Origin of the sequence: Jiella endophytica (genome assembly GCF_004519335.1) — a bacterium.
Taxonomy (GTDB): domain Bacteria; phylum Pseudomonadota; class Alphaproteobacteria; order Rhizobiales; family Rhizobiaceae; genus Jiella; species Jiella endophytica.
In genome coordinates this window covers 112,395-128,336 of sequence record NZ_SOZD01000002.1, presented here as the reverse complement: position 1 = coordinate 128,336, position 15,942 = coordinate 112,395, and the positions used below count along the sequence as shown (strand labels likewise).

Here is a 15,942-nt window from a genome sequence, read left to right as displayed (position 1 = left end):
TTTGCTGCTGCGAGGCGATGGCGACGGAAAGCTTGATGACCGATCCGATCCTGCGCGTCGACAATCTCGGCGCGGCCTTCTATCGACAGGGCGGCTGGCACCCGGCGGTGCGAGGCGTGTCCTTCGAGATCCGGCCCCGCGAGACTCTGGCGCTGGTCGGCGAATCCGGCTCGGGCAAGAGCGTCACCGCGCTGTCGATCATGCGGCTGCTTCCCAGCGAGACGACGCGGCTCGCCGGCCGGGTCGAGCTTCAAGGCCGCGATCTCCTGAGGCTTCCGGAATCGGCAATGCGCAGGATCCGCGGCGACGCGGTCGCGATGATCTTCCAGGAGCCGATGACCAGCCTCAACCCGTCGCTGACGGTCGGCGACCAGATCTCCGAGGTGCTGATGCAGCACCGGAAGATGTCGTTCCGCGCCGCGAAGGCCGAGACGCTGCGGCTGTTCGACAAGGTGCGGATGTCGGCGGCGGCCCGGCGGTTCGACGACTATCCCCATCAGCTGTCAGGCGGCATGCGCCAGCGGGTGATGATCGCCATCGCGCTCGCCTGCCGGCCGCAGCTTCTGATCGCCGACGAGCCGACGACCGCCCTCGACGTGACCATCCAGGCGCAGATCCTCGAACTGATCAAGGTGCTGCAGGACGAAGACGATCTCGCCGTCCTGTTCATCACCCACGACATGGGCGTCGTCGCCGAGGTCGCCGACCGCATGGCGGTGATGTGGCAGGGCGAGATCGTCGAAACCGGCGACACCGCCGCGGTCTTTCGGGCTCCGGAAGCCGCCTATACGAGCCAGCTTCTCTTGGCGGTGCCGCAGCTCGGATCGATGCGCGGCAGCCGGCTGCCGGCGCGATTTCCACTGCCCGGCGAGCGAACCGGAAGTCCAGTCGAGGAAACCGGCATTGCGCCTGCAAATACCCACCCGCCGCTGCTTCAGTTGCGCGGGCTGACCGCCCGATACGATGCGGCTTCGGGGTTCTTCGGCCGGGTGACCGGCCGCGTCCATGCGGTGGAGGACGTGTCCTTCGACCTTCACGCTGGCGAGACCCTTGCCCTCGTCGGCGAGTCGGGCTGCGGCAAATCCTCGACGGGGCGGGCGATCATGCGGCTCGTTGCGGCAAGCGCGGGCTCGGTCAGGCTGGACGGGCAGGAGGTGCTCGAAGCGAGGGCCGGCGATCTCGGCTTCCTGCGGCGCAGCGTCCAGATGATCTTCCAGGATCCGTTCGCCAGCCTCGATCCGCGCATGCGCGTCGGCGCGGCGATCGCCGAGCCGCTTCTCGTCCACGGACTTGCGAGCCGCGAGGCGGCCCGCCGAAAGGTGGACGAGCTGCTGCCACGCGTCGGCCTCGATCCGGCGATGGCGGAGCGCTATCCGCATGAATTCTCCGGCGGCCAGCGCCAGCGGATCTGCATCGCCCGCGCGCTGGCGCTGGCGCCGAAACTCATCGTCGCGGACGAGGCAGTCTCGGCCCTCGACGTCTCGATCAAGGCGCAGGTCATCAATCTGATGCTCGACCTCCAGCGCGATCTCGGCCTCGCCTTCCTGTTCATCTCCCACGACATGGCGGTGGTGGAGCGCATCAGCCATCGTGTGGCGGTGATGTATCTCGGCGAGATCGTCGAGATCGGGCCGCGTGCGGCGATCTTCGAGAACCCCCAGCATCCCTATACGCGGCGGCTGCTCGCCGCAGTGCCGATCCCCGATCCGGCCCGCAGGGATATCCGGCGGTCCATCGACGATGCCGAGATCTTCAACCCGATCCGGCCGCTCGACTATCTGCCGCCACAGCGCCAATGGCGGACCGTCTCGCCGGGCCACCGCGTGCAGATCCCGGGCAAGGAGTGGGCAGCCGAGGCGGCATAGGGGAGCCGCCCGGCCAAAGCGCGGGTCAGAGGAACGGCAGCACCGTGCCGATGCCCTCTGCCTCGGCCCGGCGCAGCACCCTTGCCGCAAGGGCGATGTCGAAGAGGTTCAGCCCGAAGCTCGAGACATAGACCGAGGCGCTGTCCGCTGGCCGCCAGCCGCCGACGACGAGGTCGGCGAGGTCGGCCGAGACCCGGTCCGGCGTGAAGCGCCCGGCACGATACATCTGGAAGAGGCTCTTGGCGCTCCGCTCGGCGAAGTCGCCCCAGAGATCGACGACGACGTGGTCCGAGGCATCGATCGCCTCGAAGGCGACCTCGTGATAGCCGATCTGGACGATCAGCCGGCCGGGATGGACCGCAGCCTTCTCGACGATCGGTTCCGGCGCCGTGGTGCAGCAAAGAACGACGTCGGCTCCATCGACCGCTGCCGGAACCTCGTCGGCAGCTTCTAGCACGGGACCGGCCGGCAAGCGGCATTCGGCAATCATCGCGTCGCGGTGGGTGCGCGTCCGGTTCCAGATCCGGATGGTCCGGGCGGTTGGGAAGAGCGCCTGCAGCATCGCGACATGGGTCTTTGCCTGCGCCCCGGCGCCGAGAACCACCACGGTGCGGATCGCCTCACGCGGCAGCATCTCCATGGCGATCGCCGTGACCGAAGCGGTGCGCATACGGGTGAGGAGGGCGCTTTCGACGAGGCCGAGGGGACGCCCGGCCGACAGACGATTGACGAAGGTCGTGCTGGTGATGCTCGGCAGGTCGTCGCGAGGAGAGGCTCGGTGCATCGCCCATTTCAGCCCCGCTGCGTCGTAGCGCCCGCCGAGCGAGGCGGCGAGGCCATAGGCCTTCTCCCGCGGATCGGCGCCGGTCGGCAGGACGCTCTCGGCCACCATCGAGGCCTCGCCGGCGCGCAAGAGCCGCGTTGCCTCGCGGACGTCCTCGACCGCCAGTCGAAAGTCGCCGGCGCCAGCCGCCAGGGCATCGTCCCGCGAGAGATAGCGCAGCGTGATCATGCAGCCTCGCTTCTTGCCATGGCGCGGAGCCAGAGTTCGATCGACGTCAGGAAGCGCGGATAGGCCTCGATGCTGAAGAATTCGTTGGCGCCGTGGGCGTTGCCGCCCCGACCGGCGCCGCCGATGAGGAAGGATCGCGTGTGTGGCATGAAGGCGTAGGCAGGCGCAGCCCCGATCGCCCAGGGCCAGATCTGCGGCGTGCGGGACGTCGTCTCATAGGCGGCGATCAGGTAGTCGACACCGGGGGCGTTGCGGGAAAAGCGGCAGCCGGGATAGCTCTCCGCCACCTCCACGGTCACGCCGTCGAGCCCCGCCTCCGCCAGCTTTTCCCGGTAAGCCGCGATCAGATCGGCCGGATCGAGCGAGGGCGGACAGCGAAGGTCGAAGCCTGCACGGGCTACGGACGGAATGACGGCGTCTCCCGCCGCCGGATCGGTGGCGAGGCTGGAGATCGTCGCGGAGGCGGTCGAAAGCACCCTGGTCAAAAGCGCCTCGGCATCGCCCTCGACGGCGTAGCGCTCGGCCTTTCGGAATGTCAGCTCGGCGTCCGGGTCGAAGCTTCGGGCGAGATCGGCAAGGATCGCGCGGGCATTGTCGTCGAGGGCGATCTCGCCGAGCCGGCCGGTGGGCGACTGGCCGAACAGCGCCAGCGCCGCGACGAGCCGGCTCGCAGGGTTGGCGATCCATGGGGCATTGCTCGAATGGATCGCCTCATAGGGGCCGCCCCAGGCGCCGCCTTCAACGCCGATCCGGCCTTTGGCGATGCCGGAAAAGCCGAGATAGAGGCGCGGCGGCCCGCCGCCATATTCGCAGAAGGACGGAAAGAGGGCGGCAGACGAAGGGCGCAGAGGGCAGTCGGCCTCGGCCAGATAGTCGCGTATTGCGCCGCTGCCGCTCTCCTCCTCGCCCTCGACTAGGATCTCGACATTGACGCCGAGTTCGCCGCGTACCGCAAGGTCGCCGACCACTGCCAGCATCCCGGCGAGCGGACCCTTGTTGTTTTCCGCGCCGCGCGCGACGAAACAGGGCCCGATGCCATCGAGGTCTACGACTCCTCCCTCGAAGGGCGGTGCCAGCCAGCCGACCTCGTCGGCCGGCATCACGTCGTACATGTTGTAGAGGATGACGCTTTTCTCCGCGCCGGTGTCGATCCGGGCGTGGATCACCGGCGGGCGACCACGGCTCGAAGCGGCGGTGACGATCGTCGCACCGAGGTCGCCGCGCAGCCAGTCGACGATCGCGCCGGCCTGGCGGGCGAGGGCGGCATCGTTTCCGCGCACCGACGGGATGGCGCACCACTCGCGGGCGAGCGCCAGGGCCGTTGCCGTCAAACTGTCCGTCGCCTCTGTCACAGCCGGATCCTCGGATTGAGCAAGACATAGGCGATGTCGACGAGAAAGTTCATCACCACGAAGACGAAGGCCGCAAAGAGCACGACTGCCTGGACGACGGGGAAATCCTTGGTCTGGATCGAATCCACCGCCAACCGGCCGATCCCCGGCCAGGCGAAGATGATCTCGGTGATCAGCGCGCCGCCGAGCAGCGAGGCGAAATACATGCCTTGAACGGTGATGACCGGGATCAGTGCGTTGCGCAGCGCATGGTGGACGACGATGCGCCAGCTGGAGATGCCCTTGGCGCGAGCGGTGCGGATGTAGTCCTGGCCGAGCACCTCGATGAGGCTCGCCCGCACCAGCCGGGTGATGGCGCTGAAGTAATAGGCGCCGAGGGCGATCGAGGGGAGGACGAGCTGCTCGGGCGTGCCGATGCCGCTGCTCGGCAGCCAGCGCAGGTCGAGCGCGAAGACGATGATCAGCAGAAGCGCCAGCCAGAACACCGGGATCGCCTGGCCGAGCAGCGAGATCACCCGGATGGCGAAGTCGACGGCGCTGTTCCTGCGCAGCGCCCCGATGGTGCCGAGCAGGAAGCCGAGCAGCGAGCTCCAGATGAGCGCCACGCAGGCCAGCAGCGCCGTCGCCGGCAGGCGCTCGAACAGAAGCTCCAGCGCGGGCCGGTGGAAGCGTAGCGAATTGCCGAGTTCGCCGGTCAAAACGCCGCCGACGAAGCGGCCATATTGGACGAGAAGCGGATCGTCGAAGCCCATCGCGTGGCGGAAGGCCTCGATCTCGGCCCGGTTGGCGTCGGGTGGCATCATCAGCGCCGCCGGATCGCCGGTGAGGAACAGAGCGAAGAAGACGATCAGCGAGACGCCGGTCATCACCACCACCCCCTGCAGGGCCCGACCAAGAATGAAGGACAGGCTCTTCAACGCGTCTCACGCAGTCCTGCTGTCGGATCGGCGGACCAGCCAGTCGCCGAGGAGATTGCACCCGACGACGAGCGCGCCGATCACCAGCCCCGGATAGAGCACCAGCCAGTCGGCGAGAAGGATGAAGGCGCGGCCTTCGCCGATGAGGTTGCCGAGCGTCGGGGTGGGGGGCTGGACGCCGAGGCCGAGAAAGCCGACCGAGGCTTCCAGGATGACGAGGCGCGGCAGGTCGAGGGTGAGGAGCACGGTCTGCGGCCCGGCGATGTTGGGCAGGACATGGCGGAAGATGATCGCCCGGTCGGACATGCCAATGGCGCGGCAGGCCTCGACATATTCGAGCTCGCGCACTTCGAGGGTGCGGGCCCGCGCGACCCGGGCAAAGATCGCCCAGCCGGTGATGCCGAGGACGGCGACGAGATTGCCGATCGACGGGCCGACCACCGCGACGATCAGCAGGATCAGAAGGATGAAGGGGATCGCCAGCTGGATGTCGACCGCCCGCATGATGACGATGTCCAGCCAGCCGCCGAAATAGCCGGCGAGCATGCCGAGCACTGTCCCCATAGTGACGGAAATCGCTGCCGCGAGTAGGACGATGGCGAGCGAGATCGCCGTCCCGAGGCCGAGCCGCGCCAGAAGGTCACGCCCCAGCTGGTCGGTGCCGAGCGGATGCAGCTCGCCGGTGACCACCGACATCGGCGGCCGGAAGGTCGCCGTCAGAACGCCCCTGGCCGGGTCGAGCGGCCAGAAGAGCGGCACGAGGACACAGAGGGCCGCCACCGCCGCCAGCAGCGTGACGGCGAAAAGCGCATCCGCATTGCGCCGGACGAGCCAGAACCGCGTCATCGGCTAGTTGGCGGCCTCGCGCCTGATGTCGAAGACGGGGATCCGGGCGTCCGGCCGGCCTTCGAAGACGATGTCCTTGGCTTTCCCGTAGAGCGCATCCTCCTGGTAGAGGGTCAGCAGCGGAACCTGTTCCGCCGCCACCTTCTGGATTTTCTCCAGGACCGCCTTGCGCTTTTCCGGATCGACGATCCTGCGGCTTTCCTCGAGGAGCTCGTCGAGCTCCGGGATGCTGGCGGTCGAATAGGGCTCGCCGCTCTTCATGATGGCGTAGATCGCCGCGTCGGCATCGAGCGTCTGGGTGGATCCCCAGCCGAGCATGTAGATCGGCCCCGGCGGCGGCAGCTGCTTGGTATAGACCGACCAGTCGAGGACGTTCTGATCGACCTTGATGCCGACATCGCCGAACTGCTGGGCGATCGCCTGGGCGACCTCGCCGTCCTTCATGTAGCGATGGCTGGATTCCATCTTGATCGCAAAGCCGTCCGGCATTCCCGCCTCCTTGAGCAGTTCCTTCGCCTTCTGAGGATCATAAGGAGTGGGCGGAATGTCGACATAGCCGAAGTCGGCCGGTCCGACCTGCGTGCCCTTCACCGTCGCCATGCCGCCGAGAATGTTGTCGACGATGCCCTTGCGGTCGATCGCGGCGTCGAGCGCCTGGCGGACCTTCAGCTTGTCCAGCGGCGGCTCCTTCATGACGAGGCCGAGATAGATCGTCAGCCCGCCGTTCTTCACCTGCACCAGATCGACGTCCTGGCTTTCCCGGGTCATCGGAACGAGATCGACGGGAACGTTCTCGACGAGGTCGACCTCGCCGGTCAAAAGCGCCGTGACCCGCGCCGTGCCGTCGGGGATCGCCCGCCAGGTGACCCTGTCGATCGCCGGCTCGCCGCGCCAGTAGGCGGGATTGGCCTTGAGGATCACATGCTGGTCGGGAATGAACTCGACGAATTCGTAGGGCCCCGTGCCGACCGGCTTGGTGGCGAAGACGTCGCTGCCGACCTCGCCGACATATTTCGGCGGCACGATGTAGGTCGGGTAGCGGCTCATCCTCGTCGGCAGGAGCGGATCCGGCCCGTTGGTCTTCACCCTGACCGTCTCCGGATCGACGACTTCGACGCCTGCGATGGTCCGGATGTAGGAGATCGTCGGGGCGTTGGCGGCCGGGTCGAGAATGCGCTCGATGGTGAATTTCACCGCCTCGGCGTCGAAATCCTCGCCGTTATGGAACTTCACGCCGGTGCGGAGCTTGAATTCCCAGGTTGTATCGTCGATCGGTTTCCACGATGTTGCAAGTCCGGGCACCAGCTTCATGTCTTCGTCGCGCATGACGAGGGTATCGAAGATGTTGTCGACGATCGTCGCCGCCTCGCGCAGGAAGCCGGGGTCGAGCGCCGTCGTCGAGACCGACCGGGCGATGGTGATCTCGTTGTCCGCGGCGACTGCCGGGAACAGCGGCGTCGCCAGCGCGAATGCAGCCAGGACGAGAACTCGAACATGTTTCATGAGGAAACGCTCCAGTTGGTCGCCGGCGGCAGCGGCCGGCAAAGCGATAAGTCGGGACAGCGGACGGCAGGATGGCAGAATCTTCCGCCGGCGGATCGGGCCGGGATGAGGGCGGGCGGCAGCAGATGAGGGAACTGGCCTGGGACAGGCGGGACGCGGCCGAGAGCTTCGGCGCCGCGCCGCGGCGGAGCCTCGTCACCCATGTCGAGGACGTGCTTCGCAAAGCGCTGATCGAGGGGCGGCTGGAGCCGGGGACGCGTCTCGTCACCCGCGAACTCGCCGACAGCCTCGGGATGAGCATCACCCCGGTGCGCGAGGCGCTTGTCCGTTTCGTTGCGTCGGGAGTGCTGACCGCCGAGCCGTCGCAGTCCTTCCGGGTGCCGACGCTCGGCGTCGCGCAATACTCGGAGATCTGCGAGGTGCGCAAGGCGGTGGAGGGGCTCGCCGCGGCGAATGCGGCCGTGCGCATCTCCGCCGCCGAGATCAACGAGATGGAAGCGCTGCTTACCCGCTATCTGGAGGCGAAGTCGGCAAGTGATCCGCATCTGGCGCTGACCGTCAACAAGGAGTTTCGCTTCGTCGTCTATACAGCTGCCAGTATGCCAACACTTCTTGCCGTAATCGAGATGCTTTGGCTGAAAGCCGGTCCCGGATTCAACTATCTTTACCCTGAGGAGGCTCGCAGGGTCACCGAGCACGCCAACTATGACGATCTTCTCGCGGCGATGCGCGAGCGTGATCCGAACGCCGCCCGCGCCGCCATCGAGCGGGCGATCACCGACGGCAGCAAGCGTGTGCTCGACGCGATCGCAAGGCGCGAGGGATCGAGCAGCGCGGCCTGAGGCTTTCCGGCGGCGGTATGCTGCACACGGCATCAACCTCGAACGGCCACGACCCACTCGCTGCCGCACCCTGCCGGCATTCGCTCGCCGGCTACGAAGATTGCGCCGTCGCCGAGCCTCCGCTTTCGCGTCTCGTCGTCACGACGTCCAGCCGGTCGCCGACGCCAGGTTGCAGCGACGGCGAGCGTTGTTTCCGCTCCGAAAAAGCGTCTGAAGCCGCTCCAAACTCACTGAGTCTTTCGGCGCGAGTCACCCTGCGACAGCTCTAAAATTCCCGATAAACCCTTGTGCGACCAATGAATTGGCCCGGAACGGCGGCAGGGGGTCGCAGTTCTGGCAGCGACGATCCGGCTTCGGCGTCCTTCGCCGAAAGGATCGCCCATCTCAAATCAGCCAATGGGGTCCACAATGGTCAATGATCACGAGCGCTGGACGAAGGCCAAATTCGGCGATGTCGACGTTCATCGCGGGCAGGGCGGCGAAGTCCATCAGGTGGCGGGCGGCGACGTTCCGACGCTGACGACGCAGCAGGGCATCCCGGTCGCCGACGACCAGAACACTTTGAAGGCCGGCGAGCGCGGTCCGTCGCTGCTGGAAGACCAGCATTTTCGCGAGAAGATCTTCAAGTTCGACCACGAGCGCATTCCCGAGCGCGTCGTGCATGCGCGGGGCTACGGCGCCCACGGCTATTTCGAGCCCTACGAGTCGCTGGCCGACATCACCAGCGCCGATCTCTTCCAGCGCGCCGGCGAGAAGACGCCGGTCTTCGTTCGATTTTCGACCGTCGCCGGCAACAAGGGCTCGCCGGATCTCGCCCGCGACGTCCGTGGTTTTGCCGTCAAATTCTATACCAGGGAGGGCAACTGGGACATCGTCGGGAACAACATCCCGATCTTCTTCATCCAGGACGCCATCAAGTTTCCCGATCTCATCCATGCCGCCAAGCAGGAGCCGGACCGCGGCTTCCCGCAGGCGCAGACGGCCCACGACAATTTCTGGGACTATATGTCGCTGACGCCGGAAGCGATGGCGATGGTGATGTGGATCATGTCGGATCGCACCATCCCGCGCTCCTTCCGCTTCATGGAAGGTTTCGGCATCCACACCTTCCGGTTCGTCAATGCCGAGGGCAAGTCGACCTATGTCAAGTTCCACTGGAAGCCGAAGCAGGGCATGCAGTCGGTGGTCTGGAACGAGGCGCTGAAGATCAACGGTGCCGATCCGGATTTCCATCGCCGCGACCTCTGGGACGCCATCCAGATGGGCGACTATCCGGAATGGGAACTCGGCTTCCAGCTCTTCGACGACGATTTTGCCGATAAGTTTGACTTCGACATCCTCGACGCGACCAAGATCATTCCCGAGGAGATCCTGCCGGTGAAGCGGGTCGGCAAAATGGTCCTCGACCGCTGCGTCGAGAACTTCTTCGCCGAGACCGAGCAGGTGGCCTTCCACACGGCGAACCTCGTGCCGGGCATCGACCACACCAACGATCCGCTGCTGCAGGGCCGGAACTTCTCCTATCTCGACACCCAGCTGAAGCGCCTCGGCTCGCCGAACTTCACCCACATCCCGGTCAATGCCCCGCGCAACGCCACCGTCTGCAATTTTCAGCAGGACGGCCACATGGCGATGCACAATCCGAAGGGGCGGGCAAATTACGAGCCGAATTCCTGGGGCGGCGAGATGGGCGGCCCGCGCGAGAATCCAGAGCGGGGCTTCAAGAGCTATCCGGCCGAGGTCGCCGGCGAGAAGCGGCGCGCCCGCGCCGAGAGCTTTGCCGATCACTACAGCCAGGCAAGGCAGTTCTACCTGTCGCAGACCGAGGTCGAACAGGGTCACATGGCGCTCGCTCTGACCTTCGAATTGTCGAAGGTCGAGACGCCGGCGATCCGTGCACGCGTCGTCTCGCATCTCCTCAACATCGACGAGGATCTCGCCAAGACCGTCGCCAGGGGCCTGCGGCTTGAAACCCTGCCGGATCCGGCGCCGGCGGCGCGTCCCACGAGAATGGACCTTAAGGCATCGCCGGCCCTCTCGATCATCCTCAACGGGCCGGAGAGCTTTAAGGGCCGCAAGATCGGCATCCTCGTCTCCGATGGCGTCGACGCCAAGCTGCTCGCCGGGCTGAAGAAGGCGGCCAAGGCGGAAGGCGCGATGGTCGAGATCGTGGCACCGATGATCGGCGGCGTCACCGCCTCGGACGGCTCGATGATCGAGGGCGACGAGAAGGTCGATGGCGGCCCCTCGGTTCTCTATGATGCGGTGGCGGTGCTGCTGTCGGCCGACGGTGCGGCGATGCTCGCCAAGGAGCCGACCGCGAAGGACTTCGTCTCCGATGCCTTCGCCCACTGCAAGTTCATCGCCTATTCGAAGGAAGCGATGCCGCTGTTCGAAAAGGCCGGCATCGCTTCGGACATGGACGAGGGTTGTCTCGAGCTCGGCCCCAAGACCAAGGCGGCGAGCTTCATCGAGATGTGCCGCAAGCTGCGGCACTGGGACCGCGAGCCGAAGGTCAAGGCGGTCTGAGGCCTTTGCGGACAATGCACCTGCAGCCAGCCCGGGCGGAGCGATCTGCCCGGGTTTTTCGTGTGGCCAAGAGTTTCGGGTGAGGGGATGCTGTAGGAGGCGTCAGCCGGAAGGCGCGGCGGAGAACGGACCATTCTACACTTACGAGAAGCGCCCGAAGTGCTGTTCAGCCCAGAGGCCAGCCCGGAGCGATCGCTGCGAAGCCAGGGTCAGGGGCAGACTGCGGAAAGGGCTTTGAAATGGTACGCCCAAGGGGAATCGAACCCCTCTCTCCACCGTGAAAGGGTGGCGTCCTAACCGATAGACGATGGGCGCAGCGAGGCGCTGTATACGGATGATTCTCCGTGACCGCAAGCGACCGGCTGCGGTTTTTCGGCGCGCCGCGAGGCAATGCGCCGAAGCGCCTACTGGCGCCGGCGGCAGCGCCAGTTCCAGTCGCGCTTCGGCCCGACGTCGATGTGGATCGCCTGGGTGTGACAATAGGTGCCGACGCCGCCACGGCCGGGCAAGGCGCGCACGAAGGCCGCGACCTTCATCGGATTGGCGCCGGGCACGATCAGGTCCGCCGCCTTGCAGCCCATGTGCTGGGAGCGCCGGGCGCCGTTGACGCGGGCATTGTGGGCCGGGCTGCGATAGCCGGAGGTGATGACGGCCTTGGCGCCGAAGCGGCGCTCGATGGCGCGGATCTGTCCGACGAGATCGGCCGGGAAGCACGACGTCTGGACGTCGTCCCGGGCAACGCTGAGGCCGTTCGGCGCGAGCCGCGCGAAGCCGCCGAGCGATGCGACCTGATAGGACGACATCACGTCGTCGATGGCGTCCTCGTTGGCGGAGGCCTTCTGGCCGATCTCGAACAGCGAGGAGGGATCGACTCCTGGCAGATCGGCGATGCCGCCGCCGCCCTGCTCGACCGGCTCGTCGCGCTTCAGCACGATGCGCCGGCTCTTGCCTTTCTCGGCATTGGCGAGCGGCGTCTTTGCCGCTTCGCGGGCGAAGAGGGAGGCAAACAGCGACTTTTCGCCGACCTTGCGCTCGGACGGCTCACCGACCGCATCGCCCTCGGCGACGGTTCCGCCGGCAAAGGCCGCGGCCCGCGCGGTGGTCATGCGGTCGCGCAGCGATCCCGCCTCGCCGGCGACCTTCGCCCCCTTTTCATCGGGCTTGTCGGAAGAAGCGGCGGCGACGGCTGTCCCGGCAGAGGCGTCGTCCGCGACTTCGGGCTTGGCAGCAGCGGCCGCTGCGATCTCCTCGGCACTGGTCGTGGCGCCCTCGCTCGCGGCAGCCGCCGGATCGCCGCTGCCGGAAGCGGCGGCAGCCGGCTGGCTGTTCGAAGCGGTGGCAAAGCCGAAGGCGGAGGTGTCGTCCACTGCCGAGACGCAGGAACTGACGATTGGGAGCGCTGCGAGGAGCGCACCTGCAACAAGCGCCCGACCGAACGCGCGGCCCGTGGCGACCGATGATATGGCCGTCAAGGTCTTCCCCTCTCCATGACGGCGCCGCGGACCGGCCCGTCATCCCCCCGGCGGACATTCCGCCGATTGTTCTTCCGGGTCAGCCTATCGACCGAACCCGGTGTCCCGCTTGTCGCCCCATGAGCCTCGAGAGGTCGTGTCCGACCGCACCGATGCTCGACTGTTGAAGGTCGTTCGCATGGCCTTGCGGAAACTCGAGACCCCGCAAGTGCCATGGCGCGCGACTGCCCCGATCCCCATCGAGGCGCCGCCGGATGTGACCGACGGTCGAGGCCGCACACCGACCCATTTTCTTCTATGGCCGTATTGTGGCGAAAGGACGTTTACAACTTTTTAGGGTTTGAGGCGAGTCATTTTCACCAGCTGCCGGTGTTCTGCATCGAACTCCAAGGTTCGGCAGGCTCCTTCGCATCGCCTTTCTGCAGAAGTTCGAAGGAAATGTCGTCGGGCGACTTTACGAAAGCCATGCGTCCGTCGCGGGGCGGGCGGTTGATCGTCACGCCGGCATCCATGAGTTTCTGGCAGGTGTCGTAGATGTCGTCGACCTCGAAGGCGAGATGACCGAAGTTGCGACCGCCGGAATAGTCCTCGGGGTCCCAGTTATAGGTGAGTTCCATCAGCGGGGCCTTGGCCTCGGCCGCCTCCGGCATGTCGGCAGGGGCTGCAAGGAAGATCAGCGTGTAGCGGCCCTGTTCGCTGTCCATCCGCCGGGTTTCGACGAGGCCGAGCTTGTTGCAATAAAAGTCCAGGGACTCGTCGATGTCGGCAATCCGGACCATGGTGTGCAGATAGCGCATGTTCGCCTCCAAAATTCTGCGCGCCGGGCGGCCGGCGGCGACCCAGCAAGTCTAGGGCCGGGCGGACTTCCGCCAAGGCCCTCGCCGGGCTTCTCGCCGGCGATCGGACGATCGGCTGCTTGCGAGTGAACGCCCTCCCACGAAGACGTGAGGCCAGCCGCGACGTCGTGCCGCTGCCGGCTGGCCATGTCATCGCCAAAGCTGCGCCACCTGATGACGTTTCGTAAATCATATCAATTTGCCAAAATGAGCCGGCGTTGCTTGCGCAAATGCAGCATATTTTGGAAATTCCGGGGAAGATGCGGGAATTCGGCACGAAACATCCCATTTTCCTCTACTGCCTCTTGCCCGACATGGGACAGTTAATGCTAAGTTTCATTCTCGTGATTCGGTTGGCGTAAAAGGCGGAACCCCCGAATGCCGGACAGACTCTCGACACGGATTCGTACCGTCGGTGAACAGCTATCGAGCGGCGACGTCGGCCTCAGCGTCGTCTCGGGATACATCAAGTGGTTCGACGCCTCGAAGGGCTTCGGCTTCATCGTGCCCGACGACCACGGGCCGGACATTCTCCTGCATGTGACCTGCCTCAGACGCGACGGCTACGCGGCGGCTCCCGAAGGGGCGCGGCTGGTCTGCGAGGTGCAGCGCGGCGACAAGGGGCTGCAGGCGTTCCGCATTCTCTCCATGGACCAGTCGACCGCCGTCCATCCGGCGCAGATGCCGCCCTCGCGCACCCATGTCAGCGTCGTGCCGAGCAGCGATCTCGTTCCAGCCGTCGTCAAATGGTTCAACCGCACCCGCGGCTATGGCTTCCTGACCCGCGGCGAGGGGACGGCCGACATCTTCGTCCATATGGAGACGCTCCGCCGCTACGGGCTGTCGGAGCTGAGGCCCGGCCAGTCGGTGCTGGTGCGCTTCGGCAATGGCGACAAGGGGCTGATGGCCGCCGAGATCCACACCCCCGACGGCGGCGGTCCCGCGCTCCACTGAGGTCTCGCCGACCCGCAGCGGCTCTCACGCCCCTGCGCTCGGAGCCTTCCCATATCGGTGACCGCGGACGGCAGCGACACTCTCTGGCGCCCCGGGAAAAAACGTTGCATGGTCCGCCCGCGCCGGACCGGGCCGCAGAGATCTCGCGGCGAAAGCCGGCCTGACGCCAATCGGGAGCGCGGGACGCCGCGTGACGAAACTCAGATGCCTTTGAAAAAGCTTCTCGCCGGCCTCGTCGTCGCCGTCACCGCGATGCTTGCCGCCGGCTATTTCGCCTTGGCCGAGGGCGATCTCTCCAAAGCGGTTCTCCACACCGGCAGCGGCGACCACACGGTCATGGTGGAGCTGGCGCTGACCCCGAAGGAGCGCGAGGTCGGGCTGATGAACCGGGCCGAGATGCCGAAGGATCATGGCATGCTCTTCCGCTTCGACGAGACCCGCGAAGTCGCCATGTGGATGAAGAACACGCTGATCCCGCTCGACATGCTGTTCATGGACGAGGAGGGAAAGGTGGTGACGATCAAGACCAATGCGCAGCCGCTGTCGCTCGCCATCATCCCGTCCGGCCAGCCGGTGCGCTACGTGCTGGAGCTGAACGGCGGCGCTGCGGCGCGCTACGGCGTCTCGATCGGCGACCGGCTGGAACACAGCGCAATCCCGCCGGAGTGAGCGGCATTCGAAGGGCGGAAGTTTTCCCGCCGAGATGCGGCGGAACGCGCCTTGCCCGCCGCCCTCGATCGGCCGCGGCCGATCGGATCGGCGCAGCGAAAGGCTTCGCGGGTCGGCATGCGGAGAAGGCTCTGACCGTCAGGCCCGTCAGTCGATGAACCAGTCCGACTGCCGACGCAGCCAGTCGCGCAGGAAGTCGAGGAAGATCAGCACCCGCTTCGGCCGAAAGCGCCGTTCCGCATAGATCGCGTAGATCGACATCTCTTCCGGCCGGTGGTCCGGCAGGACGCGGACGAGCGCGCCGGATTTCAGCTCGTTGCTGACCATGTAGGTCGGATGGATGGAGATGCCTTCGCCGGAGAGCGCTGCGGCGCGCAGCACCTCGCCGAGATTGGAGGCGACGGTTCCGCTCACACGCACGCTGACCCCGTCGTCGAAGCTCCAGTCGCGGGCCGGCGACTTGATCGTGTGGACGAGGCAGTTGTGCTCGGCCAGCATCTCTGGCGACTGCGGCGTGCCACGCACCTCGAGATAGGCCGGCGATGCGACGAGGACCTGCGGCACCTTGACGAGCAGCCGAGCGACCAGCGCCGTGTCCCTCAGGATCGGCGCGATGCGGATCGAAAGGTCCAGCCCTTCCTTGACGAGATTGATCGAGCCGTCGTCGAGCGGCAGCTCGAAGGTGACGCCGGGATATTGCCGGCGGAACTGCTGCAGCGCCGGCAGAAGGTGGACGGAGCCGAAGGAGGGCGGCGAGCCGATACGGATCTCGCCGGCGATCTCCGTCTGCTCCTCGCCGATCTTGTGCTGCAGCCGTTCCACCTGCTCGAGGATCGTTCTGGCTTCCTCGGCGAAGATCTGCCCCGCGGCGGTCGGCGAGAGGTGATGGGTCGAGCGCGTCAGCAGCCTCAACCCGAGCCGGGCTTCCAGCCCGGCGACGATCTTGGTGACGGTCGAACGCGCCACGTTGAGCTGCCGCGCGGCGTCGGTGAAGCTCTGCCGCTCGACGACGACGACGAACGTCTCCATTTCCCGAAGCCTGTCCATGCGCCCCGCTCGCCTCCAGCTCTGCCGGCGTTATCGCTCTGCTCGTCATGGCGCAAGGCGAGCACCATGTCGAACCGGCAGGCGACGATTGAGGCCGG

The 15,942-nt window shown here is 66.3% G+C and carries 13 protein-coding genes and 1 tRNA gene; 5 read left to right on the top strand and 9 right to left on the bottom strand.

The features are described from left to right. Positions 1-35: 35 nt before the first annotated feature. Positions 36-1,865: an ABC transporter ATP-binding protein gene (locus tag E3C22_RS05690; protein WP_134761049.1), complete on the top strand. Its 1,830-nt coding sequence runs from the start codon at positions 36-38 to the stop codon at positions 1,863-1,865. Positions 1,866-1,890: 25 nt separating this feature from the next. Here the strand turns inward: E3C22_RS05690 and E3C22_RS05685 are convergent, their stop codons facing one another. From E3C22_RS05685 to E3C22_RS05665, 5 genes are read right to left on the bottom strand one after another with little or no spacing between them, the layout of a single operon-like run. Beyond that, positions 1,891-2,877, bottom strand: coding sequence for an ornithine cyclodeaminase family protein (locus E3C22_RS05685; protein WP_134761048.1), 987 nt, complete (start codon positions 2,875-2,877; stop codon positions 1,891-1,893). Then, entirely contained in the window at positions 2,874-4,208 is a 1,335-nt protein-coding gene (locus E3C22_RS05680; RefSeq protein ID WP_167591654.1) for a M20/M25/M40 family metallo-hydrolase, read from the bottom strand. The genes E3C22_RS05685 and E3C22_RS05680 overlap by 4 nt, the downstream gene beginning before the upstream one ends. A gap of 17 nt (positions 4,209-4,225) precedes the next feature. After that, entirely contained in the window at positions 4,226-5,146 is a 921-nt protein-coding gene (locus tag E3C22_RS05675; RefSeq protein ID WP_206026913.1) for an ABC transporter permease, read from the bottom strand. Positions 5,147-5,152: 6 nt separating this feature from the next. Further along, the gene (locus E3C22_RS05670) at positions 5,153-5,992 is read right to left on the bottom strand and encodes an ABC transporter permease (protein WP_134761046.1); all 840 of its coding nucleotides are present in this window, start codon (positions 5,990-5,992) and stop codon (positions 5,153-5,155) included. Positions 5,993-5,995: 3 nt separating this feature from the next. Next, positions 5,996-7,495 (bottom strand): ABC transporter substrate-binding protein, encoded by a 1,500-nt coding sequence (locus E3C22_RS05665; protein WP_134761045.1) that lies wholly within the window; start codon positions 7,493-7,495, stop codon positions 5,996-5,998. A 125-nt stretch (positions 7,496-7,620) separates the two neighbouring features. Between E3C22_RS05665 and E3C22_RS05660 the strand changes: the two genes are divergently transcribed. Next, positions 7,621-8,337 carry an FCD domain-containing protein gene (locus E3C22_RS05660; protein ID WP_134761044.1) on the top strand — a complete coding sequence of 239 codons (717 nt, stop codon included), beginning with the start codon at positions 7,621-7,623 and terminating at the stop codon, positions 8,335-8,337. Positions 8,338-8,745: 408 nt separating this feature from the next. Further along, a complete protein-coding gene (locus tag E3C22_RS05655; protein ID WP_134761043.1) occupies positions 8,746-10,866 on the top strand; it encodes a catalase in 2,121 nt (706 codons plus the stop codon). A 240-nt stretch (positions 10,867-11,106) separates the two neighbouring features. Here E3C22_RS05655 and E3C22_RS05650 read toward each other — a convergent pair. The 3 genes from E3C22_RS05650 to E3C22_RS05640 all read right to left on the bottom strand — a co-directional run bounded on the left by E3C22_RS05650 (position 11,107) and on the right by E3C22_RS05640 (position 13,135). Then, positions 11,107-11,181 (bottom strand) — tRNA-Glu (locus E3C22_RS05650). A gap of 89 nt (positions 11,182-11,270) precedes the next feature. Further along, positions 11,271-12,233: a YcbK family protein gene (locus E3C22_RS05645; RefSeq protein ID WP_245514807.1), complete on the bottom strand. Its 963-nt coding sequence runs from the start codon at positions 12,231-12,233 to the stop codon at positions 11,271-11,273. A gap of 461 nt (positions 12,234-12,694) precedes the next feature. Further along, on the bottom strand, positions 12,695-13,135 hold the full coding sequence (locus tag E3C22_RS05640) for a VOC family protein (protein ID WP_134761042.1): 441 nt from the start codon (positions 13,133-13,135) through the stop codon (positions 12,695-12,697). Between the two features lie 417 nt (positions 13,136-13,552). Here E3C22_RS05640 and E3C22_RS05635 point away from each other — a divergent pair, with 417 nt between their 5' ends. Beyond that, positions 13,553-14,128 (top strand): cold-shock protein, encoded by a 576-nt coding sequence (locus E3C22_RS05635; protein WP_134761041.1) that lies wholly within the window; start codon positions 13,553-13,555, stop codon positions 14,126-14,128. A gap of 204 nt (positions 14,129-14,332) precedes the next feature. Continuing rightward, the gene (locus E3C22_RS05630; protein ID WP_134761040.1) at positions 14,333-14,797 is read left to right on the top strand and encodes a DUF192 domain-containing protein; all 465 of its coding nucleotides are present in this window, start codon (positions 14,333-14,335) and stop codon (positions 14,795-14,797) included. 147 nt (positions 14,798-14,944) lie between these two features. Here E3C22_RS05630 and E3C22_RS05625 read toward each other — a convergent pair whose 3' ends face one another. Beyond that, complete coding sequence (locus E3C22_RS05625; protein WP_134761039.1) at positions 14,945-15,844, bottom strand: LysR family transcriptional regulator; 900 nt, start codon at positions 15,842-15,844, stop codon at positions 14,945-14,947. Positions 15,845-15,942: the final 98 nt, after the last annotated feature.

Bases quoted from the DNA above. Each gene is read 5' to 3' on its own strand.
- E3C22_RS05640 (WP_134761042.1), bottom strand. From the start codon at position 13,135: ATGCGCTATCTGCACACCATGGTCCGGATTGCCGACATCGACGAGTCC.
- E3C22_RS05665 (WP_134761045.1), bottom strand. From the start codon at position 7,495: ATGAAACATGTTCGAGTTCTCGTCCTGGCTGCATTCGCGCTGGCGACG.
- E3C22_RS05670 (WP_134761046.1), bottom strand. From the start codon at position 5,992: ATGACGCGGTTCTGGCTCGTCCGGCGCAATGCGGATGCGCTTTTCGCC.
- E3C22_RS05630 (WP_134761040.1), top strand. From the start codon at position 14,333: ATGCCTTTGAAAAAGCTTCTCGCCGGCCTCGTCGTCGCCGTCACCGCG.
- E3C22_RS05625 (WP_134761039.1), bottom strand. From the start codon at position 15,844: ATGGACAGGCTTCGGGAAATGGAGACGTTCGTCGTCGTCGTCGAGCGG.
- E3C22_RS05660 (WP_134761044.1), top strand. From the start codon at position 7,621: ATGAGGGAACTGGCCTGGGACAGGCGGGACGCGGCCGAGAGCTTCGGC.
- E3C22_RS05655 (WP_134761043.1), top strand. From the start codon at position 8,746: ATGGTCAATGATCACGAGCGCTGGACGAAGGCCAAATTCGGCGATGTC.
- E3C22_RS05690 (WP_134761049.1), top strand. From the start codon at position 36: ATGACCGATCCGATCCTGCGCGTCGACAATCTCGGCGCGGCCTTCTAT.
- E3C22_RS05685 (WP_134761048.1), bottom strand. From the start codon at position 2,877: ATGATCACGCTGCGCTATCTCTCGCGGGACGATGCCCTGGCGGCTGGC.
- E3C22_RS05635 (WP_134761041.1), top strand. From the start codon at position 13,553: ATGCCGGACAGACTCTCGACACGGATTCGTACCGTCGGTGAACAGCTA.